This is a genomic window from Pseudomonas sp. S30 (genome assembly GCF_016518545.1).
Taxonomy (GTDB): domain Bacteria; phylum Pseudomonadota; class Gammaproteobacteria; order Pseudomonadales; family Pseudomonadaceae; genus Aquipseudomonas.
In genome coordinates this window covers 338,220-362,705 of record NZ_JACVTO010000002.1, presented here as the reverse complement: position 1 = coordinate 362,705, position 24,486 = coordinate 338,220, and the positions used below count along the sequence as shown (strand labels likewise).

General features: G+C 64.8%; 22 protein-coding genes. 6 read left to right on the top strand and 16 right to left on the bottom strand.

The window, feature by feature from the left end; genetic code table 11:
* Positions 1 to 240 (top strand): DUF3077 domain-containing protein (locus IAE34_RS04530; protein ID WP_200137659.1); only part of this gene is annotated, 240 nt, incomplete at its 5' end.
* A gap of 476 nt (positions 241 to 716) precedes the next feature.
* On the top strand, positions 717 to 989 hold the full coding sequence (locus tag IAE34_RS04525) for a DUF3077 domain-containing protein (protein WP_200137658.1): 273 nt from the start codon (positions 717 to 719) through the stop codon (positions 987 to 989).
* Positions 990 to 1,037: 48 nt separating this feature from the next.
* On the opposite strand, the gene IAE34_RS04520 is transcribed toward IAE34_RS04525, so the two are convergent.
* Positions 1,038 to 1,784, bottom strand: coding sequence for an SDR family oxidoreductase (locus tag IAE34_RS04520; protein ID WP_200137657.1), 747 nt, complete (start codon positions 1,782 to 1,784; stop codon positions 1,038 to 1,040).
* A gap of 98 nt (positions 1,785 to 1,882) precedes the next feature.
* A complete protein-coding gene (locus IAE34_RS04515; protein WP_200137656.1) occupies positions 1,883 to 2,335 on the bottom strand; it encodes a hypothetical protein in 453 nt (150 codons plus the stop codon).
* Between the two features lie 325 nt (positions 2,336 to 2,660).
* Here IAE34_RS04515 and IAE34_RS04510 point away from each other — a divergent pair, with 325 nt between their 5' ends.
* Both IAE34_RS04510 and IAE34_RS04505 read left to right on the top strand, forming a co-directional pair.
* Positions 2,661 to 4,148, top strand: a complete 1,488-nt coding sequence (locus tag IAE34_RS04510; protein WP_200137655.1) for a YifB family Mg chelatase-like AAA ATPase — start codon at positions 2,661 to 2,663, stop codon at positions 4,146 to 4,148.
* Between the two features lie 106 nt (positions 4,149 to 4,254).
* Positions 4,255 to 6,042, top strand: a complete 1,788-nt coding sequence (locus tag IAE34_RS04505) for a monovalent cation:proton antiporter-2 (CPA2) family protein (RefSeq protein ID WP_200137654.1) — start codon at positions 4,255 to 4,257, stop codon at positions 6,040 to 6,042.
* Between the two features lie 44 nt (positions 6,043 to 6,086).
* On the opposite strand, the gene IAE34_RS04500 is transcribed toward IAE34_RS04505, so the two are convergent.
* The 8 genes from IAE34_RS04500 to IAE34_RS04465 form a co-directional block, all read right to left on the bottom strand.
* Positions 6,087 to 7,076, bottom strand: coding sequence for a sulfate/molybdate ABC transporter ATP-binding protein (locus IAE34_RS04500; RefSeq protein ID WP_200137653.1), 990 nt, complete (start codon positions 7,074 to 7,076; stop codon positions 6,087 to 6,089).
* Positions 7,077 to 7,079: 3 nt separating this feature from the next.
* Positions 7,080 to 7,958: a sulfate ABC transporter permease subunit CysW gene (gene cysW / locus IAE34_RS04495; protein WP_200137652.1), complete on the bottom strand. Its 879-nt coding sequence runs from the start codon at positions 7,956 to 7,958 to the stop codon at positions 7,080 to 7,082.
* Positions 7,959 to 7,971: 13 nt separating this feature from the next.
* Positions 7,972 to 8,790, bottom strand: a complete 819-nt coding sequence (gene cysT / locus IAE34_RS04490) for a sulfate ABC transporter permease subunit CysT (RefSeq protein ID WP_200137651.1) — start codon at positions 8,788 to 8,790, stop codon at positions 7,972 to 7,974.
* A 97-nt stretch (positions 8,791 to 8,887) separates the two neighbouring features.
* A complete protein-coding gene (locus IAE34_RS04485) occupies positions 8,888 to 9,895 on the bottom strand; it encodes a sulfate ABC transporter substrate-binding protein (protein ID WP_200137650.1) in 1,008 nt (335 codons plus the stop codon).
* A gap of 47 nt (positions 9,896 to 9,942) precedes the next feature.
* On the bottom strand, positions 9,943 to 10,125 hold the full coding sequence (gene oscA, locus IAE34_RS04480; protein WP_200137649.1) for a sulfur starvation response protein OscA: 183 nt from the start codon (positions 10,123 to 10,125) through the stop codon (positions 9,943 to 9,945).
* Positions 10,126 to 10,434: 309 nt separating this feature from the next.
* Positions 10,435 to 13,488, bottom strand: coding sequence for an efflux RND transporter permease subunit (locus IAE34_RS04475; protein ID WP_200137648.1), 3,054 nt, complete (start codon positions 13,486 to 13,488; stop codon positions 10,435 to 10,437).
* Positions 13,485 to 14,552, bottom strand: a complete 1,068-nt coding sequence (locus IAE34_RS04470; RefSeq protein WP_200137647.1) for an efflux RND transporter periplasmic adaptor subunit — start codon at positions 14,550 to 14,552, stop codon at positions 13,485 to 13,487. The genes IAE34_RS04475 and IAE34_RS04470 overlap by 4 nt, the downstream gene beginning before the upstream one ends.
* A complete protein-coding gene (locus IAE34_RS04465; RefSeq protein WP_200137646.1) occupies positions 14,549 to 15,637 on the bottom strand; it encodes an efflux RND transporter periplasmic adaptor subunit in 1,089 nt (362 codons plus the stop codon). The genes IAE34_RS04470 and IAE34_RS04465 overlap by 4 nt, the downstream gene beginning before the upstream one ends.
* Positions 15,638 to 15,779: 142 nt before the next feature.
* Between IAE34_RS04465 and IAE34_RS04460 the strand changes: the two genes are divergently transcribed.
* Both IAE34_RS04460 and IAE34_RS04455 read left to right on the top strand, forming a co-directional pair.
* Positions 15,780 to 16,940: an AAA family ATPase gene (locus IAE34_RS04460; protein ID WP_200137645.1), complete on the top strand. Its 1,161-nt coding sequence runs from the start codon at positions 15,780 to 15,782 to the stop codon at positions 16,938 to 16,940.
* 90 nt (positions 16,941 to 17,030) lie between these two features.
* The gene (locus IAE34_RS04455; RefSeq protein WP_200137644.1) at positions 17,031 to 17,486 is read left to right on the top strand and encodes an REP-associated tyrosine transposase; all 456 of its coding nucleotides are present in this window, start codon (positions 17,031 to 17,033) and stop codon (positions 17,484 to 17,486) included.
* A 74-nt stretch (positions 17,487 to 17,560) separates the two neighbouring features.
* Here the strand turns inward: IAE34_RS04455 and IAE34_RS04450 are convergent, their stop codons facing one another.
* The 6 genes from IAE34_RS04450 to IAE34_RS04425 all read right to left on the bottom strand — a co-directional run bounded on the left by IAE34_RS04450 (position 17,561) and on the right by IAE34_RS04425 (position 24,458).
* Entirely contained in the window at positions 17,561 to 18,451 is an 891-nt protein-coding gene (locus tag IAE34_RS04450; RefSeq protein WP_200137643.1) for an ABC transporter permease subunit, read from the bottom strand.
* The gene (locus IAE34_RS04445; RefSeq protein WP_200137642.1) at positions 18,448 to 19,368 is read right to left on the bottom strand and encodes an ABC transporter permease subunit; all 921 of its coding nucleotides are present in this window, start codon (positions 19,366 to 19,368) and stop codon (positions 18,448 to 18,450) included. Before IAE34_RS04445 ends, IAE34_RS04450 begins: the two co-directional genes overlap by 4 nt.
* Entirely contained in the window at positions 19,365 to 20,507 is a 1,143-nt protein-coding gene (gene potA, locus IAE34_RS04440) for a polyamine ABC transporter ATP-binding protein (protein WP_200137641.1), read from the bottom strand. The genes IAE34_RS04445 and potA overlap by 4 nt, the downstream gene beginning before the upstream one ends.
* Positions 20,508 to 20,575: 68 nt before the next feature.
* Entirely contained in the window at positions 20,576 to 21,670 is a 1,095-nt protein-coding gene (locus IAE34_RS04435) for a polyamine ABC transporter substrate-binding protein (RefSeq protein WP_200137640.1), read from the bottom strand.
* A gap of 161 nt (positions 21,671 to 21,831) precedes the next feature.
* Positions 21,832 to 22,929: a polyamine ABC transporter substrate-binding protein gene (locus IAE34_RS04430; RefSeq protein WP_200137639.1), complete on the bottom strand. Its 1,098-nt coding sequence runs from the start codon at positions 22,927 to 22,929 to the stop codon at positions 21,832 to 21,834.
* A 143-nt stretch (positions 22,930 to 23,072) separates the two neighbouring features.
* On the bottom strand, positions 23,073 to 24,458 hold the full coding sequence (locus IAE34_RS04425; RefSeq protein WP_200137638.1) for an aspartate aminotransferase family protein: 1,386 nt from the start codon (positions 24,456 to 24,458) through the stop codon (positions 23,073 to 23,075).
* Between the last annotated feature and the right edge of the window lie 28 nt (positions 24,459 to 24,486).

Here is a 24,486-nt window from a genome sequence, read left to right as displayed (position 1 = left end):
AAGCCCACCCGCACCACCGCCGGTGTGGCCACGCTTCTCGACTTGTTCCGTGTCCAGCCCGGCATTGCCCATCAGCGCGCCATCGACGAGGTGTCGATCCTGGTAGGTTGCGCCCGCGACCTGAGCGACACCAGCGAAGGCCTCGCCAGCCCGGCAGCGGTCACCGCCTTGCACTACCTCAACGCCATGGCCAAGGCCCTGCTCAACGACCTGGAAATCAGCGATAACGCCGCCGATTGACGCGATGTCCCCGAGGGCCGCGAGGTCATGCAGCCGGCCTGGATGGCCTCACCGGCCGCTGGCCATCCTAGGTGCAGCTCGATGAACATTCGCCAGAAGAACCCAAAACAGCGGCGGGAGCCTCGTGGCTAGGGTGCAGCCGGGCGCAAGTAAGCGCAGGAAGAATCTGAACTATTGGCCCTAAGCTATGGCTCTTGACGCTTAGGAAGTATCCTACGCGCTTCGCGGACGCCTCTTAATTGTCGGGGAAATGGCTCAGGGATAACTTCACAGGGTCGCCAACAGGCGACCGGGTGTGAGAAGCCCGTCCGACACGTTGGCTCCCAATGTCATGGCAGCCGTGCACGAGCAGACTTCGGTCTGGCCGTGTTTCTCCGTGTCCACGGTCTTCTCACCTCGTGCGCGGCTGCCACCCAATCTGTTCTGTGAGAAGGCTCCGGGCGGCGGTCAAACTGAACCGACATGGAGTTTGACGCATGAAAAAACTCGTCCCCGATCCGCCCCTTCTAAAGCCCACCCGCACCACCGCCGGTGTGGCCACGCTTCTCGACTTGTTCCGTGTCCAGCCCGGCATTGCCCATCAGCGCGCCATCGACGAGGTGTCGATCCTGGTAGGTTGCGCCCGCGACCTGAGCGACACCAGCGAAGGCCTCGCCAGCCCGGCAGCGGTCACCGCCTTGCACTACCTCAACGCCATGGCCAAAGCCCTGCTCAACGACCTGGAAATCAGCGATAACGCCGCCGATTGATGCGAGGAGCCCAGGGGCGGCGAGGTCATGTAGCCGGCCTCGACGGCCTCACCGACCGCCGGCCACCGGCACGATGGCCCCGGTCACGTAGCTCGCCGCCTCCGAGACCAGCCAGCCCACGCAATCGGCAATCTCCTGTGGCGTACCTGCCCTGCCGGTCGGCACGCCTGCTGACATCTCGGCTGCCCGCTCGGGTTTGCCGGCGGCGGCGTGCAGGTCGGTCTCGATTACGCCAGGGGCCACGGCATTGACGCGAATGCCTTCGCTGGCCACTTCCTTGGCCAGGCCACGGGTCAAGGTGTCGATCGCGCCTTTGGTCGCAGCGTAGTGAATCCATTCGCCAGCCCCACCCAGCTCGGCGGCACGCGAGGACAGGTTGACGATCACCCCGCCCGTGCCGCCATGGGAATGGCCCATGCGGCGCACCGCCTCGCGGGCGCACAGAAAAGCGCCGAACACATTGACCTGAAAGACATGCTGCAAACGCTCGTAGGAAAGTGCCTCCAGCCGAGAGAAGCCCTCGGTGATGCCCGCATTGTTCACCAGTGCCCTGAGCGGCGTGCCGCGTCGGTCCACCGCCTCGAACAGTCCCATCACCGCCTCCGGCGACGCCAGGTTCAACTGCGCGCTCCAGGCAGAACCACCCTCCGAGTCAATCGCGTCGATCACTTGCTGTGCAGCATCGCTGTCCTGCTCGTAGGTCAGGCAGACCTCGTATCCCTGTCGCCCGAGTTGCCGAGCGATCGCCGCACCGATCCCCCGACTGCCACCGGTCACCACTGCCAGGCCGTTCATACTGACATCCCTATCTGAAGGAGAAATCGAGAATGTCAATGTAGGACAAACATGCCGTTGCTGTCGTGGGAGGCGTGTCCACTAGATGCCATTTCGATTCATTTCGCCAGCCAAATACCGTAATAGATCACTATGCACCCAAGAGAAAGAATGACTTTCATGAAAACGAAGAGCCCCGGGGCCATCTTGCTGAGAACCGGTGAAAACCTTCTGTAGTTATCAGCGTTATACGTTTTATGAAACCCCATGATGGCCGCGAACATATTGGACATGGCAACGAGCATGAACCTCATGCCCCATATGAAAACCAACGATATACCCAATACCCCCATCAGGTGCCTAGCAGCACCCTTGGTGAAACCTGGAATGACCGCTGCCAGCCCCTTGAGCATGAATCCCAAGGCGATAATGGCGATAAAAACCCCGACAAGGCCTTTCCCTATGCCAGCCAGCGTCTTCTTTCCATAGGCAATCCTGGTCGTCCAGATAAAATAGAGCGTTACTAAATAGAAAAACAAAAATGCCACGATTTCCACGTTGTCGTTACCCATTTTGAATATCAAATTCCGACCTGAAACGAGTCTCGCCTTCAAGACTCTGAACTTCCAGTTCGACAAGGCACTGTATGTCCGACATACCTGTATCTTCAGGCAGAACGGACTAAAACTCAGTCATTCTAACCGCGCTGTGTGCCTTTCTGAAGGTTCCCGCAAGCTGGACAGCAAGAAGCGCCTCTGGTCACGCGCATGGTCATCGGCAGACACGCGACTCACTCTTCGCAAAACCCCGTCTCACTCTTTCCCTCCCCTCGCCCGATCCCCCTTCTATCCTTGCTCCAGCCGCAGGACGCGGCATCCCAGCGATCAAGGAGTGTCCATGTCTCTCGCCCTCGTCCACAGCCGCGCCCAGGTCGGGGTGCTGGCGCCGGCGGTCAGCGTCGAAACCCATCTGGCCAACGGCCTGCCCACCCTCACCCTGGTCGGCCTGCCCGAAGCCACGGTGAAGGAAAGCAAGGATCGGGTGCGCAGCGCGATCGTCAATTCCGGGCTGGACTACCCCGCCCGGCGCATCACCCAGAGCCTCGCCCCGGCCGACCTGCCCAAGGATGGCGGGCGCTACGACCTGGCCATTGCCCTGGGCATCCTGGCCGCCAATGGTCAGGTGCCGGTGGCCACGCTGGCCGACTTCGAGTGCCTGGGCGAGTTGGCGCTGTCCGGCGCGCTGCGTCCGGTGCAAGGCGTGCTGCCAGCGGCGCTGGCGGCGCGCGAAGCCGGGCGAGCGCTGGTGGTGCCGCGGGAAAATGCCGAAGAAGCGAGCCTGGCCGGTGGCTTGGTGGTGTATGCGGTCGGGCACCTGCAGGAGCTGGTGGCGCACCTCAATGGCCAGGTGCCGTTGCCGGCCTACTCGGCCAATGGCCTGACCCTGCGCGCCCGGCCCTATCCCGACCTCAGCGAGGTGCAGGGCCAGGTCGCGGCCAAGCGTGCGCTGCTGGTCGCCGCCGCGGGCGCACACAACCTGTTGTTCACCGGGCCGCCCGGCACAGGCAAGACGCTGCTGGCCAGTCGTCTGCCGGGCCTGCTGCCGCCGCTGGACGAGCACGAGGCACTGGAGGTGGCGGCGATCCAGTCGGTTAGCGGCAAGGCGCCGCTGGACTGCTGGCCGCAACGGCCCTTTCGCCATCCGCACCACTCCGCGTCGGGACCGGCGCTGGTGGGCGGTGGCAGCCGCCCGCAACCGGGGGAAATCACCCTGGCTCATCATGGCGTGCTGTTTCTCGACGAGTTGCCCGAGTTCGAGCGCAGGGTGCTGGAAGTGCTGCGCGAACCCCTGGAGTCGGGTGAAATCGTGGTGTCGCGTGCCAGGGACCGTGTTCGATTTCCCGCACGCTTTCAACTGGTGGCAGCGATGAACCCTTGCCCCTGCGGTTACCTGGGCGATCCTGCGGCGCGGTGCCGGTGCAGCCCCGAGCAGATCCAGCGCTACCGCAACAAGCTGTCCGGGCCTTTGCTGGACCGCATCGACCTGCACCTCACCGTGGCCCGCGAAAGCACCAGCCTCACCCACCAGGCCAGCGGCGAGCGCAGCGCCAGCGTCGCCGCGCAGGTCGCCGAATGCCGGGATCTGCAACAGCAGCGCCAGGCCTGCGCCAATGCCTTTCTGACCTTGCCCGGGCTACGCCGTCATTGCACGCTGGATACAACCGACATGAGCTGGTTGGAGTCGGCCTGCGAGCGGTTGAACCTGTCGCTGCGCGCCGCTCACCGCCTGCTCAAGGTGGCCCGGACGCTCGCCGACCTGGAGCGCTGCGAGAGGATCGAGCGCTCCCACCTGGCCGAGGCCTTGCAGTACCGGCCGGGAAGCTGAAATGCAGGGCGGTGCGAGCGTTCAGGTCAGGTGATTCAGCCTCCTTGCCGAGCGTGCTCGTCGTTCTGATGGCATGATGTCACGCTTATTTTCCCGGAGTACTTCCATGCCCTCTGAAGGCAGCCTGCTGCAGACCGCCGTGATTTTCCTGCTCGCCGCCGTCGTAGCGGTGCCGCTGGCCAAGCGCCTGCAACTGGGCGCGGTGATCGGCTACCTGCTGGCCGGCGTGGCCATCGGCCCGCAGGCGTTGGGCCTGATCCGCGATACCGAAAGCGTGGCGCACATCTCCGAACTGGGCGTGGTCCTGCTGCTGTTCATCATCGGCCTGGAGCTTTCGCCCCGGCGCCTGTGGCTGATGCGCAAGGCGGTGTTCGGCGCCGGCCTGGCGCAGGTCGCGCTGACCGGCAGCCTGATCGGTGTGATCGCCTGCTTCGGCTTCGCCCAATCGCTGCCGGCTGCCGTGGTGCTGGGCCTCGGGCTGGCGCTGTCGTCCACTGCGCTGGGTCTGCAGAGCCTGGCCGAAAGCCGCCAGTTGAACGCCCCGCACGGTCGCCTGGCGTTCGCCATCCTGCTGTTCCAGGACATCGCCGCCATCCCGCTGATCGCCCTGGTGCCGCTGCTGGCCAGCGGCGGGCCGGACACCAGCCACGGCGACAGCCTGGAACACGGCCTGCGCATCGTCGGCAGCATTGCCGTGGTCATCGTCGGTGGGCGCTATCTGTTGCGCCCGCTGTTTCGCATCGTCGCGCGCACCGGCCTGCCCGAAGTGTCCACCGCCACCGCGCTGCTGGTGGTGATCGGCACGGCCTGGCTGATGGAAGAAGCGGGTGTGTCCATGGCCCTGGGCGCATTTCTGGCCGGGCTGCTGCTGGCCGATTCGGAATACCGGCATGAGCTGGAGTCGCAGATCGAACCCTTCAAGGGCCTGCTGCTGGGACTGTTCTTCATCAGCGTGGGCATGGGCGCCAACCTGGGCCTGCTGTTCGAGTCACCCGTCCTGCTGCTGGGCCTCACCCTGCTGCTGGTGGCGGTCAAGCTGCCGATGCTGATGCTGGTGGGGCGCAGCGTCGGCGGATTGGCCCGGGTCAGCGCACTGCGCCTGGGGCTGGTGCTGGCCGCCGGCGGCGAATTCGCCTTCGTGGTATTCAAGCTGGGCAAGGACCAGGGCCTGTTCGACGCCTACACCTACGACCTGCTGTTGATGACCATCACCCTGTCCATGGCCCTCACGCCGTTGCTGCTGCTGGCCAGTGCGCGGCTGATCCGGCGCCCGGCGCCCACCCGCGAGGTGCCTGAACACTACCGCAGCATCCAGGCCGATACGCCACGGGTGGTGATCATCGGCATGGGCCGCATGGGCCAGATCGTGGCGCGCATCCTGCGTGCGCAGAAGGTGCCGTTCATTGCCCTGGACACCTCGGTGGATGCGATCGAGATGACCCGCTCGTTCGAGCAGGCGCCGGTGTTCTACGGCGACCCGCTGCGCCCGGAGGTGCTGCACGCGGCCAAGGTCGGACAGGCGGAATACTTCGTCATCACCATCGATGATGCCCAGGCAACGCTGCGCATCGCCGAACGGGTGAAGCAGGAGTATCCGCACCTGAAGGTGATCGCCCGGGCGCGCAACCGCCAGCATGTGCACAAGCTGGTCGACGTGGGCGCCGAGCCGATCCGCGAGACTTACTATTCAAGCCTGGAAATGACCCGCCTGACGCTGATCGGCCTGGGCCTGAGCGAGCAGCAGGCGGCCGACCGCATCCAGCGTTTCACCGAGCACGACCAGCAGGTGCTGGAGGCGCAGGGGCGGGTACGCGACGACCGGGCGAAGGTGATGCAGACGGCGCAGGAAGCGCGGGTCGAGTTGCAGCGTCTGTTCGAGTCGGACAACGATTGAGCGCTAGGGGCTGGTGGCCAGCCCCCCGATGAGCCGTGCCCGGCTCAGACGTCGGCCACCTTCTGCCAGACCTTTGGCCGGAAGAACAGGGTTTCCCCGCGCGCCAGGCCGGTGAGGCTGTCGTGGTCCTTGACCACCTCGGCCTCGATCAGCTCGCTCTGCCCTGCCACCTTCAGGGTTACCCGCGTGGTCGCGCCCAATGGCCGGATGTCACGCACCTCGGCAGCATGATGGCCCTCGGTTTCGTGGCGCGACAGCGACACCTCGTGAGGGCGGAACAGCACGTGATTGCCTTCGCTCAGGGCCAGGCGATTGGAGTCGCCGAGGAAGTGGTAGACGAAGTCGTTGGCCGGTTTTTCGTACACCTCGCCCGGCGAGCCGATCTGCTCGATCACGCCCTTGTTCATGACCACGATGCGGTCGGCCACTTCCATGGCCTCCTCCTGGTCGTGGGTGACGAACACCGAGGTGAGGTTGATGTCTTCGTGCAGGCGCGCCAGCCAGCGGCGCAGCTCCTTGCGCACCTTGGCATCCAGGGCGCCGAAGGGCTCGTCGAGCAGCAGCACCTTGGGCTCCACCGCCAGGGCGCGCGCCAGGGCGATACGCTGGCGCTGGCCGCCGGACAGCTGCTCGGGGTAGCGGTCGGCCAGCCAGTCCAGCTGCACCATGTTCAGCAGCTCGTGGACCTTCTCGGCGATTCGGCTCTCGGTGGGCCGCTCGCCCTTGGGCTTCATGCGCAGGCCGAAGGCGACGTTGTCGAACACGCTCATGTGGCGGAACAGCGCGTAGTGCTGGAACACGAAGCCGACGTTGCGATCGCGCACGTCGTGGCCTGAAACGTCCTCGCCATGAAACACGATGCTACCGTCGTCCGGGGTCTCCAGGCCGGCGATGATACGCAGCAGGGTGGTCTTGCCGCAGCCGGACGGGCCGAGCAGCGCCACCAGCTCACCGCTGTGGATATCCAGGTTGATGGCGTTCAGGGCCTGGAAATTGTTGAAGCGCTTGCTGACGTTACGAACTTCGATCGACATGACTCATTCCTCCGCGGCGCTGTGGCGCAGGCGGTTAATTCGGTTCTCGCTCCACTGCTTGAGCAGCAGGATGAAGAGCGCCAGGATCAGCAGCAGGCTGGCCACGCTGAAGGCCGCGACGTGGTTGTACTCGTTGTAGAGGATTTCCACGTGCAGTGGCAGGGTGTTGGTGACGCCGCGGATATGCCCGGACACCACCGACACCGCGCCGAACTCGCCCATGGCCCGAGCGGTACACAGCACCACGCCATAGATCAGGCCCCACTTGATGTTCGGCAGGGTGACGTGCCAGAACATCTGCCAGCCGTTGGCGCCCAGCAGGCGCGCGGCCTCCTCTTCCTGGGTGCCCTGCTCCTGCATCAGCGGGATCAGCTCGCGGGCCACGAAGGGCACGGTGACGAAGATGGTCGCCAGCACGATGCCCGGCAGGGCGAAGACGATCTGGATGTCGTGGTCCTGCAACCAGGGCCCGAGCAGGCCCTGGGCGCCGAACATGAGCACGTAGACCAGGCCGGCGATCACCGGCGACACCGAGAACGGCAGATCGATGAGGGTGACCAGCACGCTCTTGCCGGGGAAATCGTACTTGCTCACGCACCAGGCGGCGCTGACGCCGAACACCAGGTTCAGCGGCACCGAGATGACCACGGCGAGCAGGGTGAGCTGCAGGGCCGACAAGGCATCGGGCTCGAAGATCGCTTCGAAGAAGGTGCCGAAGCCGTTCTTCAGCGCCTGCGACACCACGATCACCAGCGGCAGCAACAGGAACAGCGCGAACACCAGCCAGCCGAGGCCGATCAGCACCCGCCGCGAGGTGGCGCTGCCACGGCGGGCGGCATTGGCGGCCGCGCTGGCGCCCAGGGAAGACGAAGATGAAGACATGACCGGGCCTCCTTCAAGGGGTTTCGATGCGCCGCTGCAACAAGTTGATCAGCAGCAGCAGGATGAAGGAAACCACCAGCATCAGCACGCCGATGGCGGTGGCGCCGGTGTAGTCGTACTGGTCGAGCTTGACCATGATCAGCAGCGGCAGGATCTCGGTCTTCATCGGCATGTTGCCGGCGATGAAGATCACCGAGCCGTACTCGCCCACGCCCCGGGCGAACGCCAGGGCGAAGCCGGTGAGCCAGGCCGGGAGCAGCGCCGGCGCGAGGATGTGGCGAAACACCTGCAAGGGTTTGGCGCCCAGGCAGGCCGCGGCTTCCTCGACTTCGCGGGGGATGTCGGCCAGTACCGGCTGCACCGTGCGCACCACGAACGGCAGGGTGACGAAGGTCAGTGCCAGGGTGATGCCCAGGGGTGTGTAGGCGATCTTCAGGCCCAGCTCGGTGGCGAACTGGCCGACCCAACCGGAGGGGGCGTACAGCGCGGTCAGGGCGATGCCCGCGACGGCGGTGGGCAGGGCGAACGGCAGGTCGATCATCGCATCGATGATCTTGCGGCCAGGGAAGGTGTAGCGCACCAGCACCCAGGCCAGCAGGGTGCCGATCACGCCGTTGATGAGCGCGGCGCACAGGGCGGTGCCGAAGCTCAGTTTCAGCGCGGCCAGCACCCGCGGTGCGCTGACGATGGTCCAGAACTGTTCCCAGGTGAGCTGGGCGGCATGGATGAACATGGCGGCCAGGGGTATCAGCACGATCAGGCTGAGATACACCAGGGTGTAGCCCAGCGTCAGCCCGAAGCCGGGTATGACGGGGGAAATGCGACGTGACATGGCAATCCTTGGGTGAACGCACCAGGCCCGGCGAACGTGCCGGGCCGGTGCAGGCTTCTGAATCCAGGGCCGGCTGGCGGCCCTCTGTCACCTGGCGTTACTGCGCCTGGTAGATCTGGTCGAACACTCCGCCATCGTTGAAGAACTTCGGTTGTGCAGTTTTCCAGCCGCCGAAGTCCTTGTCGATGGTCACCAGGTCGAGTTTGGGGAACTGCTGGCCGAATTCGGCCGCCACTTTCTCGTCACGCGGGCGATAGAAGTTCTGCGCCGCGATCTTCTGGCCCGCCGGGCTGTACAGGTGCTTGAGGTATTCGGTGGCGATCTCGGTATTGCCTTTCTTCTCGGCGTTCTTGTCCACCACGGCCACGGGCGGCTCCGCCAGGATCGACAGCGAAGGCACGACGATCTCGAACTTGTCGCTGCCGCCCTCTTCCTTGAGCGCCAGGAAGGCCTCGTTCTCCCACGCCAGCAGCACATCGCCCTGGCCGTTGTTGACGAAGGTGATGGTCGAGCCGCGCGCGCCGGTGTCGAGTACCGGCACGTGCTTGAACAGCTCCTGCACGTAGGCCTTGGCCTTGTCCTCGCTACCGCCGGACTTCAGGCCATAGGCCCAGGCGGCGAGGAAGTTCCAGCGAGCGCCACCGGAAGTCTTGGGGTTGGGCGTGATGACCGAGACGTCCTTCTTGATCAGGTCGCCCCAGTCCTTGATGCCCTTGGGATTGCCCTTGCGCACCAGGAACACGATGGTCGAGGTGTAGGGGGTGCTGGCGTCGGGCAGGCGGGTCTGCCAGTTCTCCGGGAGGGTCTTGCCGAGCTTGGCGATCTCGTCGATGTCGCCGGCCAGCGCCAGGGTCACCACGTCGGCACGCAGGCCGTCGATCACTGCGCGACCCTGCTTGCCCGAGCCGCCGTGGGACTGCTGGATCTTGACCTTGTCGCCGGAATGCGCCTGCTGCCAGTGCTGAATGAATTCGGCGTTGTACTGCTGGTACAGCTCGCGGGTCGGGTCGTAGGACACGTTGAGCAGTTCGTAGTCCTTGGCGATGGCAGAACCGGCAAACACGGCGCTGGCCAGGGCGGCGAACGCATAACGGCGGATGGACATGCTGAAGCTCCCGAAAATCGTTGTTCTAGTGTTCGAGGTGATGGCGATCAGCCGGATTTCTGGCCGGGCTGTTGCAGGCGGAATTTTTCCTTGCGCTCGATCTGCACCACCTGGGCGTTGTGCACGGTGATCTCCACCGCGCCGTAGCGCAGGTCGCGCAGGGCGCTCTGGATCTCACGCAGGATGGTGGCTTCGTCGTGTCCGTCGATGCTGCGCAGCGATGCACTCATGTGGGGTCTCCCAATCAGTCGGTGCCGGGCAGAGGATTGAGGATTGCGCCTGGCTTGAGAGCGATCTTAGTGAGGGCAAGATATTCTTAAAAATACTATTTAAGAATGTTTATATAACTTTAAGAAATTTGGCAGTGCGAGTGCGCTAGCATCGCGCGTGCCACCACCTCTGGCATGGGCGAAAGCCCGTTTTACGGCCGCCAAAAGACGTCTGCCAGCATGTTTCAGCGCCTCTGGCAGTCAACCGGGTCAGCCCATGACGAAGCGACTCCCCGCTCTTGGCCAGAGCGGGGTCGATTCGCACGAGCCTTACTCATTTTTCTCCTGCGGCTCGCGAATCTTGTACCAGGCCACGTACAGCGCCGGCAGGAACAGCAGCGTCAGCAAGGTGGCGCTGATGATGCCGCCGATCATCGCGTACGCCATGGGCCCCCAGAACACTTCGCGAGCGATGGGAATCATGCCCAGGCTGGCCGCGGCGGCCGTGAGCAGGATCGGCCGACGCCTGTGGTTGGTGGCTTCCACCACCGCGTCCCACGGCGTGTAGCCATCGGCCTCGAACGCATCGATCTGGGTCACGAGGATCACCGAGTTGCGGATGATGATACCGATCAGCGCGAGAATCCCCAGGATCGCCACGAAGCCCATCGGCGTGCCGGTGGGCACCAGCGCCAGCACCACGCCGATCAGCCCCAGCGGCGCCACGCTGGCCACCAGGAACAGCTTCTGCACGCTGTGCAGCTGGATCATCAGGAAGGTCGCCATCAGGAACAGCATCAGCGGAATCACCTTGGCGATCGGCCCCTGGGCCTTGCCGCTTTCCTCCACCGTACCTCCGGTCGCCACTTCGTAGCCGACCGGCAGCGACTTGGCGAACTCGTCGATCTTCGGCTTGAGCTGGGCCACCAGGTCCGTGGGCTGCATATCACCGTTGACCGAGGCCTTGATGGTGATGGTCGGCTTGCGGTCACGCCGCCACACCAGCGGTTGTTCCATCTCGTAGCGCACCGTGGCGAACGACAGCAGCGGGATCGACACGCCGCTGGGGCTGACGATCTGCAGGTCCTGCAAGGTATCGGGCGAACCGCGCTCGCTGTCCTTGGCCCGCGCCACCACGTCCACCAGGTAGATCTGGTCGTTGACCTGGGTGACCGGCGCGCCGGTGACGATACTGTTCATCACGTTGGCCACGTCCTCGGACGACAGCCCCAACTGGCGCGCCTTGTCCTGGGCGATCTCGACCCGCAGGACTTTGCCCGGCTCGTTCCAGTCGTACATCATCTCGCCGATGTTGGGGTTGTCGTCCAGCAGGGTCGCCAGGTCGATGGCGTGCTTGCGCACCTCGTCGATGTCCTTGCCGCTCACCCGGTACTGGATCGGCCGCCCGACCGGCGGGCCCATTTCCAGCGACTGCACATTGGTGCCGATGCCGACGAAGTCCTTGCGCAGGCGCTCCTGCAACTTGCCGATCAGCTCGTTGCGCTGCTCCAGGCCCTTGCTGACGATCACCAGCTGCGCGTAGTACGGGTTCTGCAACTGCTGGTCGAGCGGCAGGTAGAAGCGCACCGCACCCTGGCCGATGTAGGTGCTCCAGTGGTCGATGGCCGGATCGTCCTTGAGCGTGGCCTCCAGGCGGTCGACCACGCGGCGGGTCTCCTGGATCGATGCGTTCTGCGGCAGGTTCAGGTCGAGCAGGATCTCCGGACGGTCCGACGACGGGAAGAACTGGTTCTGCACGAAGCGCATGCTCAGCAGCGCCAGGGCGAACAGCACCACCGTACCGATGATGGTCAGCCAGCGGTGGCGCATGCACCACAGCAGCCCGCCCTCGAAGGCCTTGCCGATGCGGCCGGGCTCCTCGTCGTGGGGTTTGACCTTGCCGCTGAGGATATGCACGCCGAGCACGGGCGCGAAGAACACTGCCACCACCCAGGACACCAGCAGCGCCACGGCGATCACCGCGAACAGGGTGAAGGTGTACTCGCCCGCCGAGCTGGCGTTCAGGCCGATGGGCACGAAGCCTGCGACCGTGACCAGGGTGCCGGTGAGCATGGGGAACGCCGTGGAGGTATAGGCGTAGGTGGCGGCCTCTTCCTTGCTCTCGCCCATCTCCAGGCGCGTGACCATCATCTCCACGGTGATCATCGCGTCATCCACCAGCAGCCCCAGGGCGATGATGAGCGCGCCCAGGGAAATGCGCTGCATGGTGATACCGCTGTATTCCATGAACACGAACACCATGGCCAGCACCAGCGGGATCGAGCAGGCCACCACCAGGCCGGCGCGGATGCCCAGGCTGATGAAGCTGACCACCAGCACGATGATCACCGCCTCGAACAGGGCGCTGGTGAAGCCGCCGACGGCATCCTCGACCACCACGGCCTGGTTCGACACCGTGTGCACGCCCACGCCCACCGGCAGCTCGGCGGTGATGTCGTCCATCTTCACACGCAGGGCCTTGCCGAACTCCTGAATGTTGCCGCCTTTCTTCATGCCGATGGCCAGGCCGATGGCGGTCTGGCCGTTGTAGCGGAACATCGGTGCGGGCGGGTCTTCGAAGCCGCGCTCGATGTCGGCGATGTCGGTCAGGCGGAAGAAGCGGTCGTTGATGCGCAGGTTGACCGCTTCCAGATCTTTGGCCGAGGTGAACTGCCCAGTGGTGCGCACCGATATACGTTCGGGACCGGCTTCGATCACCCCGGCCGGGGTCACCGCGTTCTGCGATTGCAGTGCCTGCATCACCTGCCGCTGGTCGATGCCCAGGGCCGCCAGCTTGCGCGTGGAGAAATTCAGGTACAGCGCTTCGTCCTGCACGCCGATGGTCTCGACCTTGCCGATGTTCGGCACTTCGCGCACCTCGGCGCGCACCTGCTCGACGTAATCACGCAGCTGGCGCAGGTCCAGGCCGTCGGTGGTGAAGGCGAAGATGGAGCCGAACACGTCGCCGAACTCGTCGTTGAAGCCAGGCCCTTGCAGGCCTTGGGGGAAGTCGCCGCGGATGTCCTGGATCTTCTTGCGCACCTGGTACCAGATCTGCGGGATGTCCTCGGCCTGCGTGGTATCACGCAGGTAGACGAACACCGTCGACTCGCCCGGACGGGTGTAGCTCTTCACGTAGTCGAGCGAATCGAGCTCTTCGAGCTTCTTCTCGATGCGATCGGTGACCTGGTTGAGGGTTTCTTCCTGGGTCGCACCCGGCCAGCGGGTCTGAATGACCATGGTCTTGATGGTGAAGGAAGGGTCTTCCTCACGCCCCAGGTTCATGTAGGAGAACACGCCCATCAGCAAGGCGACGAACATCAGGTACCAGACGAAGGACTGATGCTTGAGCGCCCAGTCCGACAGGTTGAAGCGTCCTTTCATCGTGCATCCTCGTCGACTTTGACCGACTGGCCTGGCTTGAGGCTGTTGACGCCGGCGGTGACCACGCGCTCGCCGGCCTGCAGACCGCTGGCGACCACGATGCGACGGTCGTCGCGATCGATCAGCGTGATGTCGCGGGTGGCGACGGTGTGCTGCTGCGGATCGACCACCCAGACCTGGGTCTTGCCCTCGCGCTCGATCAGGGCGGTGGCCGGAAGCTCGCTGCGCGGGCTGATCGCCGAACTGAGGGTGACGCCCACGGCGGTGCCGAGGTGGAAGGCGTCGGGGGTGCTGGCCAGGGTCAGGCGGGCACGTCGGGTGCGGGTGGCAGGATCGGCCTGGGGCTCCAATTCGCGCAGGGTGGCAGTGGTGCCGATGTTCGGGTCCAGTTGCGAGGCGACGCTGAACACCAGCGCGGGGCTCAACTGCTCGGCGACGGCAATCGGCAGGTCGATGACCGCCTCCTTCACATCGGGTCGCGCCAGGGTGACCACTTCCTGCCCGGCGCTGACCGTCTGCCCGGCTTCGGCACGCCAGGCGGTGACCACTGCCGCATGGTCGGCCTTGAGGGTGCTGTAGCCCAATTGGTCGCGGGCCTGACTGACCGAGGAGCGGGCCTGTTCGAGCGAGGCGCTGGAGGTCTTCAGGTCGGTCTGGGCGATGTCCAGCTGAGCCTGGGCGCCGACGCCACGGTCGTACAGCTGCTGTTGCCGACGCGCGTTGGCCTGGGCATTGATCCACTGCGCCTGGACCCGGGCCAGATCGCCCTCGGCGGCGCGCAGCTGATTCTGTTGATCGGTCGGGTCGAGGGTCGCGAGCGTCTGTCCCGCCTCCACCTGAGTGCCGACATCCACCCACCGACGAGCGATGCGGCCGGACACGCGAAAGCCCAGGGTGCTTTCGTAGCGCGCTTCGATGTTGCCGGCGAAGCGGCCCAGTTGCGCCTGGGACAAGGGTTGCACCACGGTCGAGAGCACCGGTCGGACAGGCTCTGGTTTGTCGTCATCGCCCTTGCACCCAACCAGCACGGTCAGTACGCCCAGCAGCAGGAGCAGCGATTTCATGGTTGCACCTCCGGCGACGAGGCGGCCACCTGCTCGACCTGCATGCCAGGGTGCAACAGCTGGCCACCGCTGACCACCACGGTCTCGCCGCCCTCGAGGCCATCGCCGACCACCACGCGGCCGGTGAGATAGCGCGCGACCTGCACCTCGCGCAGCTGCACCTTGTCGCCTTCACCGACCACCCAGACGGCAGGGGTGTGCAGGGCTTTGGTCAGCGCCGACCAGGGCAGCTCGACACTGGGCCGGGCCTGGGCGCGCGCGGTGGCGGTGACCGGCGAGCCAAGCTGCATGGCGGGCGGTACGTCACGCAGAGCCACCTTCACCTGCACCGTGCCACTTTGCGCGGAGACGGTCGGGGTGATTTCCCGGACTCGCCCCTGAGCCTGGACCTGAGGATTGTCCAGCAGCCGCACGACCATGCTTTCGTCGCTGCTGGGCGCTGAGAGCAGCGATTCGTAGACGTTGAACACCGCGTCGCGATCGCCATCGGTGGCCAGCGAGAAGATCGGCATGGTCGCCTGCACCACCTGACCGACCTCGGCCTGACGCGCGGTGATCACCCCGTCCGCCTCGGACACCAGCTCGGTGTAGCCCAACTGCTCGCGGGCCGTGGCCAGCTGCGCCTGGGCTGCCTTCAGGGCGCTCTGGCTACCGCGCAACGCGGCTTCGGCGGAGTCGTACTCGCTCTGGCTGGTGTAGCCCTTGGGCAGCAGCTTCTGCTGCCGCACGAAGGCCGCCTGGGTCTGGTTGACCCGCGCCTGCTCGGCGAACACCGCGGCCTTGGCCGAATCGACGTTGTTCTGCAGGTCCTTGGGGTCCAGGCGCGCCAGCACCTGCCGGGCCTTGACGTGGTCGCCGACATCGACGCTGCGGGCGATGATCTTGCCGCCCACGCGGAACGACAGGTCGGTCTGCACCCGAGCCTGCACATCGCCGGTGAGGGTCACGTCGGCGGCGAAATCGCGCGATTGCACGTGCATCACCCCCACCCGCGGCAGGTGCGCCGCAGGCGGCTCCTGCTTGCAGCCCGACAGCGCCGCCAGGGCACCGAGAAAAACGATCGACAGCGCACGCGTGAACGGCATGCGGGCTCCTTGCTTGCGCGCAAATGATTCGTGGGATGCGACTGTCAAGGGTAGTTCAGGGTTCCGCAAACCACAGCGATACGGCGTCACCGGCACCCTTGCGATCCTCTACCATGTCCACGCCCCCCGCCGAGGACCGCACATGCTCACCACCCTGGCCATCGCCAACTACCGCTCGATCAACGAACTGGTCATGCCCTTGGGACCACTGAATGTGATCACAGGTGCCAATGGCAGCGGTAAATCGAACCTGTACAAGGCGCTGCGCCTGCTGGCCGAAACCGGACGTGGCGGCGTCATCAATGCCCTGGCCGCCGAGGGTGGCCTGGAGTCCACGTTCTGGGCAGGCCCCGAGCAGCTCACCCGGCGCATGCTCAGCGGCGAGGTGCCGGTCCAGGGCGGGCCCCGCCAGCAGGTCAAGCGCCTGAAGATGGGCTTCGCCAGCGAAGACTTCGGCTACGCCATCAGCCTGGGCCTGCCGACACCGACGCGCTCGAAGTTCGCACTCGACCCGCAGATCAAGCACGAAGCCCTCTGGGCAGGGCCGGTGTGCCGTCCGGCCAGCCTGCTGGTGCAGCGCCAGGCGGCGATGGTCAAGGCGCGCGAAGGGCGCCAATGGCAAGTGTTGCACCAGCACCTGAGCGAGTTCGACAGCCTGTTCGACCAGGTCGGCAGCTTGCAGGGCTCGCCGGAAGTGCTGCACCTGCGCGAGCGGATCCGCAGCTGGCGCTTCTACGATCATTTTCGCACCGACCCCGAAGCCCCGGCGCGCCACCCTCGGCTGGGCACCCGCACGCCCGTGCTGCACGCCGACGGCCGCGATCTGGCGGCGGCGCTGCAGACCATCGACGAAATCGGCGACCTCCAGGCGCTGAACGAAGCCGTCAGCGATGCCTTTCCCGGAGCCGAGGTGCGGGTGGACGCTCAAGCCGGTGGCCTGTTCAGCCTGCGCTTCTACCAGCCAGGGCTGCTGCGACCGCTGAGCGCGGCGGAACTGTCGGATGGCACCCTGCGCTACCTGCTGCTGGTCGCAGCGCTGCTCACGCCGCGACCGCCGAGCCTGATGGTGCTCAACGAGCCGGAAACCAGCCTGCATCCGGATCTGCTGCCAGCCCTGGCCAGGTTGATCGTACGGGCCTCGCGCGACTGCCAGGTCTGGGTGGTGTCGCATGCGCCACGTCTGGTCGCCGCACTCGAAGAGGACCCGCGGTGCAACTCGATACAACTGGACAAGCCGCTGGGTCAGACCGTGCTGGTGGGCCAGGGCATGCTGGACCGACCGGCATGGAACTGGCCGGACTGATCAGCGCTGCAAGATTCGGTAATCATCCTGGGCGGCATGCCCGGCAGGCGGGCACTAGTCTTGGAGCGTGCCCCTTCAAGGATGAAGCCGATGCCGAACGCCCTCTCCCACCGCCTGCGCAGCGCACGCTGCTCCCAGCCCGGCAGACGCTATGTTCTGACCGCCACCACCCATTGCAGAACCCCCTTGTTCAGCGACCTGAACAGTGCTCGGCTGATCGTCGAGCAACTTCGCCAGTGCGACCGTGAAGGCGCCAGCCGGACCCTGGCCTGGGTGGTGATGCCCGACCACGTGCAGTGGCTGGTCGAGCTGGGGGAAGTGACACTGGCAAGGCTCATGCGACGATTCAAGTCCCGCTCCAGCCTGATGCTGCGCAAGGCCGGCGTGCGGCACTACCCGGTCTGGCAGGCGGGCTACCACGACCGCGCGTTGAGCAGCGAGGACAGCGTGCTGAGGGTCGCCCGACACATCGTCGCCAACCCGGTACGGGCCGGGCTGGTAGAGCGCGTCGGGCATTACCCGCACTGGGATGCGGTATGGTTGTGAACGCGTGTCGTGGACTTTGCGGCTCGACTCACAGCGGCCAGTTGCCGCCCCCACAAAGCCCGCGACAGGGCCGCTCAGACCGGTGCCGAAGCTGGACGGCGGACCTGCGAAGACTGCCCCGCATTGGCCACGGCGCCCTCCTCGATGGCCTGCTGGATCGCCCGACGACGGCGCTCTTCGGCGCGGCGGCTGAAGAACCAGACCAGGAAGGTCACCAGCGACACCGACAGCAGAATCAGGCTGGCCACGGCGTTGATCTCCGGCTTCACGCCCAGACGCACCGCCGAGAACACCTCCATCGGCAGAGTGGTCGAGCCTGGCCCGGACACGAAGCTGGCCAGCACCAGGTCGTCCAGCGACAGGGCGAACGACATCATCGCACCGGCGGCCAACGACGGCGCGATCATCGGGATGGTGATCAGGATGAACACCTTCCACGGCTTGGCGCCCAGGTCCATCGCCGCTTCTTCGATCGACAGGTCCAGCTCGCGCAGGCGCGCCGACACCACCACCGCCACGTAGGCGGCGCAGAAAGTGGTGTGGGCGATCCAGATGGTGACGATGCCGCGCTCCTGCGGCCAGCCGATCATCTGCGCCATGGCCACGAACAGCAGCAGCAGCGACAGACCGGTGATCACCTCGGGCATCACCAGCGGCGCAGTCACCAGTCCGCCGAACAGGGTGCGGCCCTTGAACCTGGTCACTCGGGTCAGCACGAACGCCGCCAGGGTGCCCAGCGCCACGGCGGCCACCGCGGTGTAGCAGGCGATTTCCAGCGAACGCATCACCGACCCCATCAACTGGGTGTTGTCCAGCAGGCCCACGTACCACTTCACCGACCAGCCGCCCCACACCGTCACCAGCTTCGAGGCGTTGAACGAGTAGATCACCAGGATCAGCATCGGCAGGTAGATGAACAGCAAGCCGAGCACCAGCATCAGCTTGGAGAATCCGAAGCGCTTCATGCCCGCCCCTCCATCTCTTTGGCCTGGCTGCGGTTGAACAGCAGGATCGGTACGATCAGGATCGCCAGCATCACCACCGCCAGGGCCGAGGCCACCGGCCAGTCACGGTTGTTGAAGAACTCCTGCCACAGCACCTTGCCGATCATCAGGGTTTCCGGCCCGCCGAGCAGTTCGGGAATCACGAACTCACCCACCACCGGGATGAACACCAGCATGCAGCCGGCGATGATGCCGTTCTTCGACAGCGGCACGGTGATCTTCCAGAAGCTGTTGAAGGTGCTCGAACCCAGGTCGCTGGCCGCTTCCAGCAGGCTCTGGTCATGCTTCACCAGGTTGGCGAACAGCGGCAGGATCATGAACGGCAGGTAGGAGTAGACCACGCCGATGTACACCGCCAGGTTGGTGTTGAGGATCTGCAACGGCTGGTCGATCAACCCCGTCCACATCAGGAAGCTGTTGAGCAGCCCGTTGTTGCTGAGGATGCCCATCCAGGCATAGACGCGGATCAGGATCGCGGTCCAGGTCGGCATCATGATCAGCAGCAGCAGGACCGTCTGGGTCTCCTTGCCGGCCTTGGAAATCGCGTAGGCCATGGGGTAGCCGATCAGCAGGCAGAGCAAGGTGCTGAAGAAGGCGACCTTGAGCGAGCCCAGGTACGCGGAAATGTACAGGTCGTCCTCGGTGAGCAGGCCATAGTTGGCCAGGTTGAGCACCAGCTGGATCTTGTCTTCGACGTAGGTGTAGATCTCGGTATACGGCGGAATGGCCACGTCGGCTTCGGCGAAGCTGATCTTCAGCACGATGAAGAACGGCAGCATGAAGAACAGGAACAGCCAGATGAACGGCACGCCGATCACCAGGTGGCGCCCCTCCGGGACGATGCGCTTGAGGGCTCGTTTGAGCTTTCGTGGTTTCATGAGCGCAGTACCACGCCGCTGTCGTCTTCCCACCACACGAACACTTCGTCGTCCCAGGTCGGCCGGGCGCCCTGGCGTTCGGCGTTGGCGACGAAGGACTGGACGATCTTGCCGCTGGGCAATTGCACGTAGAACACCGAGTGGCCGCCCAGGTAGGCGATGTCGTGCACCTTGCCGCGTGACCAGTTGTGTTCGAAGTCGGGCTGGGTGGTGGTCACCAGCAGCTTCTCGGGACGCAGCGCATAAGTGATGTGCTTGTCCTCGACCGAGGTGCTGACGCCGTGACCGACGTAGATCTTGCGCTCCAGCTCGGGCGAGGCGATCAGCGCGTGGCCTTCGGCGTCGTCGATCACCTCGCCTTCGAACAGGTTGACGTTACCGATGAATTCGCACACCAGGCGGCTGGTCGGGGTCTCGTAGATATCCACGGGCGAGCCGATCTGCGCGATCCAGCCCAGGTGCATGATGGCGATGCGCTGGGCCATGGTCATGGCCTCTTCCTGGTCGTGGGTCACCATCACGCAGGTCACGCCGACCCGCTCGATGATTTCCACCAGCTCCAGCTGCATCTGCGAACGCAGCTTCTTGTCCAGAGCCCCCATCGGCTCGTCGAGCAGCAGCAGCTTGGGCCGCTTGGCCAGCGAGCGGGCCAGGGCCACGCGCTGGCGCTGGCCGCCGGAGAGCTGGTGCGGCTTGCGCTTGGCGTACTGGGTCATGTGCACCAGCTTGAGCATCTCGGCCACGCGCGCCTCGATGTCGGCCTTGGGCATGCGGTCCTGCTGCAGGCCGAAGGCGATGTTCTGCGCCACGGTCATGTGCGGGAACAGCGCGTAGGACTGGAACATCATGTTGATCGGCCGCTCGTAGGGCGGCATGTCGGTGATGTCGACGCCGTCGAGGAAGATCCGCCCCTCGGTGGGCCGCTCGAAGCCGGCGAGCATGCGCAGCAAGGTGGACTTGCCCGACCCCGACCCGCCCAGCAGGGCGAAGATCTCACCTTTGCGGATTTCCAGGGACACATCGTCCACGGCGACGGTTTCGTCGAACTTCTTCGTGACCCGGTCGATCTTGACCAGCACCTGCTTGGGTTGCTGGCCACCCTCGAGGGCTTTCTTATAGGCACCGGAGGCAACTGCCATGAGTGAAACTCCCAACAAGATTTTGTACCCGGACGGCCTGTGCGTAGTGCCGCGCCGGGTCTGGATGGTTACTTGCCCGACTTGACCTTGGTCCAGCTGCGGGTCATCAGACGTTGCACCTTGGGGGGCAACTCCGCGTTGACGAACATCTTGTCCAGCACTTCCTGCGGTGGGTAGACCGCGGCGTCAGTTCTCACAGCCTGATCCATCAGGTCGCCAGCCTTGAGGTTGGGGTTGGCATAACCGACGTAGTCACTGACCTGGGCGATAACCTCAGGTTTCAGCAAATAGTTGATGAAGGCGTGGGCCTGCTCGACGTTCCTGGCGTCCTTGGGCACGGCCAGCACGTCGAACCAGAGGTTGCCGCCTTCCTTGGGGATGGCGTAGGCCAGGTTCACGCCTTTCTTGGCCTCGGCGGCGCGCGCCTTGGCCTGGAACACATCGCCGGAGAAGCCGGCGGCCACGCAGATGTCGCCGTTGGCCAGGTCGGTGATGTATTTGGAGGAATGGAAATAGGTCACGTAGGGCCGCACGGCCAGCAGCTTCTGCTCGGCCTTCTGATAGTCCTTGGGGTTGCTGCTGTTGGGGTCCAGCCCCAGGTAGTTGAGCACCGCCGGCAGCATCTCGTCGGCCGAGTCGAGGAAGGCGACGCCGCACTTGGAGAGCTTCTTCATGTTCTCCGGCTCGAACAGCACCGCCCAGGAATCGATGCGTTCCACACCCAGCGCGGCCTTGACCTTGTCGACGTTGTAGCCGATGCCGTTGGTGCCCCACAGGTAAGGCACCGCGTACTGGTTGCCCGGGTCGTTCTTGGTCAGGCGCTTCATCAGCGCCGGATCGAGGTTGGAATAGTTGGGCAGCAGCTGTTTGTCGAGCGGCTGGAAAGCGCCGGCCTTGATCTGCTTGCCGAGGAAATGGTTGGACGGCACCACCACGTCGTAGCCGGTGTTGCCGGCCAGCAGCTTGCCTTCCAGGGTTTCGTTGGAATCGAACACGTCCAGCACCGGCTTGATGCCGGTTTCCTTCTCGAAATCGGCCAGGGTGTTGGGGCCGATATAGTCCGACCAGTTGTAGATATGCACCGTGGGCGCCGCTTGAACGCTGAGGGCCAGCGTCAGACCTGCTCCAGCCATCATGGCCTTGCGCACTACAGAGATAGACAAGGGGTGGGTCCTCACAATCAGAGCCTTCGGTGGCGTCGGGGTGTGGCCGTACACGCGAAACGGCCGCGCAAGTTACCTGCGTGGCGTCGATGCCGCAATCGACAATCGCGCTCCAAGCGCTCTGGACCGCCCTTCGACGGCCCAGAGGTGACGCAACGGGCTTACTTGCCCGACTTGATCTTGGTCCAGATACGGGTGATCACGCGCTGGGCGGAAGCCTCGGGCGCCGCGATCGCGTACAGCTGTTTCTTCACCTCGGCCGGCGGGTAGATGCTCGGGTCGCTGGTGATGTCCTTGTTCACGAATGCAGTGGCGGCCTTGTTGCCGTTGGGGAAGCGCACGGCGTTGGTGATCTCGGCCATGATTTCCGGTTGCATCAGGAAGTTCATGAACTGGTACGCAGCGTCCTTGTGGTCGGCGTCCTTGGGCATGGCCACCATGTCGTAGAAGGTACCGGCGCCTTCTTTCGGAATGATGTAGTCCAGCTTCACCTTGTCGCCAGCCTCGTGGGCACGGGACTTGGACTGCTCCAGGTCGCCCGAGTAGCCGACCGCCAGGCAGATGTTGCCGTTGGCCAGGTCACCGATGTACTTGGAGGAATGGAAGTAGGTGATCGACGGACGGATCTTCAGGAACAGGTCCTCGGCCTTGGCCAGGTCGTCCTTCTTGGTGCTGTCGGTCGGCAGGCCCAGGTAGTGCAGCGCGGCCGGCAGCATTTCGGTCGGCGCATCGAGGAAGCTCACGCCGCAGCTCTTGAGCTTGGCGAGGTTCTCGGGCTTGAACACCACGTCCCAGGAGTCGATCTTGTCCACGCCCAGCGCGGCCTTGATCTTCTCGGGGTTGTAGCCGATGCCGATGGAGCCCCACATGTAGGGGAAGGCGTGCTTGTTGCCCGGGTCGCTGGCGTCGCCCACGGCCTTGAGCAGGTCTTCGTCGAGGTTCTTCCAGTTGGGCAGCTTGGAGCGGTCCAGTTCCTCGTAGACGCCGGCCTTGATCTGCTTGGCCAGGAAGTTGTTGGACGGCACGACGATGTCGTAGCCCGACTTGCCCGCCAGCAGCTTGGCTTCCAGGGTCTCGTTGCTGTCGAAGACGTCGTACTTGACCTTGATGCCGGTCTGCTTCTCGAACTTGGCGATGGTATCCGGCGCGATGTAGTCCGACCAGTTGTAGACGTTCAGCACCTTGTCCTCAGCCTGAACAGCGGTGGCCATTGCACCCATCAGGGCGGCGGCCAGCAACGTCTTGCCCATTTTCTTCATGCGTTATGCTCCAGAATGTTCTTGATAGCCATCTGTTCAGCAGCCAGGTCCCGTGGTGCAAGCCGGACGACTGAAACAGGCCCTAGTCTGGCAAGTTCCAGGGCGCCGTTACAACAACGGCGCGGCCTGGCGAGGGCTTGACGTCACGGCGCCACGCCAGCGGAACCTCGACCGATCGCGTCGAGCGTCAGGTCCAGGCAGTGGCGGGCCTTGCTCACCAGTTCGTCGATCTCCTCCGGGCTGATCACCAGCGGTGGGGCGATGATCATGGTATCGCCCACCGCACGCATGATCAGGCCGTTGTCGAAGCAGAAATTGCGGCAGATCATGCCCACGCCCTGGCCTTCGTAACGGCTGCGGGTCGCCTTGTCCTTGACCAGCTCGATGGCGCCGAGCAGGCCCAGGCCACGCACTTCGCCCACCAGCGGGTGGTCCTGCAGCTCGCGCAGACGTTTTTGCAAGTACGGTGCCACTTCGTCATTAGCGCGCTGGACGATGCCCTCTTCGCGCAGGATGCGCAGGTTCTCCAGGCCCACGGCAGCGGCCACCGGGTGACCGGAGTAGGTGAAGCCGTGGTTGAAGTCGCCGCCTTCGCTGAGCACCTGGGCCACGGTGTCGCGCACGATCACCCCGCCCATGGGGATGTAGCCGGAGGTCAGCCCCTTGGCGATGGTCATCAGGTCGGGCGCCAGGTCATAGTAGTCCGAGCCGAACCACTGGCCGGTGCGGCCGAAACCGCAGATCACCTCGTCGGCCACGAACAGGATGTCGTAGCGCGCCAGGATCTCCTTGATCTTCGGCCAGTAGGTCTCCGGCGGAATGATCACGCCACCGGCGCCCTGGATCGGCTCGGCGATGAAGGCGGCGACGTTGTCCTCGCCCACCTCCAGGATCTTCTGCTCCAACTGCTCGGCCGCCCAGATACCAAACGCCTCCGGGGTCATGTCGCCGCCCTCGCCGAACCAGTAGGGCTGCGGGATGTGCACGATGCCCGGAATCGGCAGGCCGCCCTGCTCGTGCATGCCGCTCATGCCACCGAGGCTGGCACCGGCCACGGTGGAGCCATGGTAGCCGTTGACCCGGCCGATGAGCGTCTGCTTGTGCGGCTTGCCCTTGAGCGCCCAGTAGTGACGCACCATGCGCAGCACGGTGTCGTTGCCTTCGGAGCCGGAGCCGGTGAAGAACACATGGCTCATGCCGGCTGGCGCCACTTCGGTGATGGCCTTGGCCAGTTCCAGTGCCGGCGGGTGCGCGGTCTGGAAGAACAGGTTGTAGTACGGCAACTGGCGCATCTGTTTCTCGGCGGCCTGGACCAGCTCTTCACGCCCATAACCCACCGCCACGCACCACAGCCCGGCCATGCCATCGAGGATCTTGTGGCCTTCGCTGTCCCACAGATGCGCGCCCTGGGCCTTGGTGATGATGCGCGGCCCCTTGTGCTTCAACTGCTTGTAGTCGCTGAAGGGGGCCAGGTGGTGCTCACCGCTCAGGTGCTGCCACTCACGGGTCTGCGGGTTGTTGACGCTCATCGGCTTCTCCACTGTCCAATGACCGCGC

Excerpts from the sequence above, each read along its gene's own strand:
- IAE34_RS04470 (WP_200137647.1), bottom strand. The coding sequence starts at position 14,552 with ATGAAATCGCTGCTCCTGCTGCTGGGCGTACTGACCGTGCTGGTTGGG.
- IAE34_RS04505 (WP_200137654.1), top strand. The coding sequence starts at position 4,255 with ATGCCCTCTGAAGGCAGCCTGCTGCAGACCGCCGTGATTTTCCTGCTC.
- cysT (WP_200137651.1), bottom strand. The coding sequence starts at position 8,790 with ATGTCACGTCGCATTTCCCCCGTCATACCCGGCTTCGGGCTGACGCTG.
- IAE34_RS04485 (WP_200137650.1), bottom strand. The coding sequence starts at position 9,895 with ATGTCCATCCGCCGTTATGCGTTCGCCGCCCTGGCCAGCGCCGTGTTT.
- IAE34_RS04430 (WP_200137639.1), bottom strand. The coding sequence starts at position 22,929 with ATGAAGAAAATGGGCAAGACGTTGCTGGCCGCCGCCCTGATGGGTGCA.
- IAE34_RS04515 (WP_200137656.1), bottom strand. The coding sequence starts at position 2,335 with ATGGGTAACGACAACGTGGAAATCGTGGCATTTTTGTTTTTCTATTTA.
- IAE34_RS04460 (WP_200137645.1), top strand. The coding sequence starts at position 15,780 with ATGCTCACCACCCTGGCCATCGCCAACTACCGCTCGATCAACGAACTG.
- IAE34_RS04445 (WP_200137642.1), bottom strand. The coding sequence starts at position 19,368 with ATGAAACCACGAAAGCTCAAACGAGCCCTCAAGCGCATCGTCCCGGAG.
- IAE34_RS04450 (WP_200137643.1), bottom strand. The coding sequence starts at position 18,451 with ATGAAGCGCTTCGGATTCTCCAAGCTGATGCTGGTGCTCGGCTTGCTG.
- IAE34_RS04425 (WP_200137638.1), bottom strand. The coding sequence starts at position 24,458 with ATGAGCGTCAACAACCCGCAGACCCGTGAGTGGCAGCACCTGAGCGGT.
- IAE34_RS04455 (WP_200137644.1), top strand. The coding sequence starts at position 17,031 with ATGCCGAACGCCCTCTCCCACCGCCTGCGCAGCGCACGCTGCTCCCAG.
- oscA (WP_200137649.1), bottom strand. The coding sequence starts at position 10,125 with ATGAGTGCATCGCTGCGCAGCATCGACGGACACGACGAAGCCACCATC.
- potA (WP_200137641.1), bottom strand. The coding sequence starts at position 20,507 with ATGGCAGTTGCCTCCGGTGCCTATAAGAAAGCCCTCGAGGGTGGCCAG.
- cysW (WP_200137652.1), bottom strand. The coding sequence starts at position 7,958 with ATGTCTTCATCTTCGTCTTCCCTGGGCGCCAGCGCGGCCGCCAATGCC.
- IAE34_RS04525 (WP_200137658.1), top strand. The coding sequence starts at position 717 with ATGAAAAAACTCGTCCCCGATCCGCCCCTTCTAAAGCCCACCCGCACC.
- IAE34_RS04465 (WP_200137646.1), bottom strand. The coding sequence starts at position 15,637 with ATGCCGTTCACGCGTGCGCTGTCGATCGTTTTTCTCGGTGCCCTGGCG.
- IAE34_RS04510 (WP_200137655.1), top strand. The coding sequence starts at position 2,661 with ATGTCTCTCGCCCTCGTCCACAGCCGCGCCCAGGTCGGGGTGCTGGCG.
- IAE34_RS04520 (WP_200137657.1), bottom strand. The coding sequence starts at position 1,784 with ATGAACGGCCTGGCAGTGGTGACCGGTGGCAGTCGGGGGATCGGTGCG.
- IAE34_RS04500 (WP_200137653.1), bottom strand. The coding sequence starts at position 7,076 with ATGTCGATCGAAGTTCGTAACGTCAGCAAGCGCTTCAACAATTTCCAG.
- IAE34_RS04475 (WP_200137648.1), bottom strand. The coding sequence starts at position 13,488 with ATGAAAGGACGCTTCAACCTGTCGGACTGGGCGCTCAAGCATCAGTCC.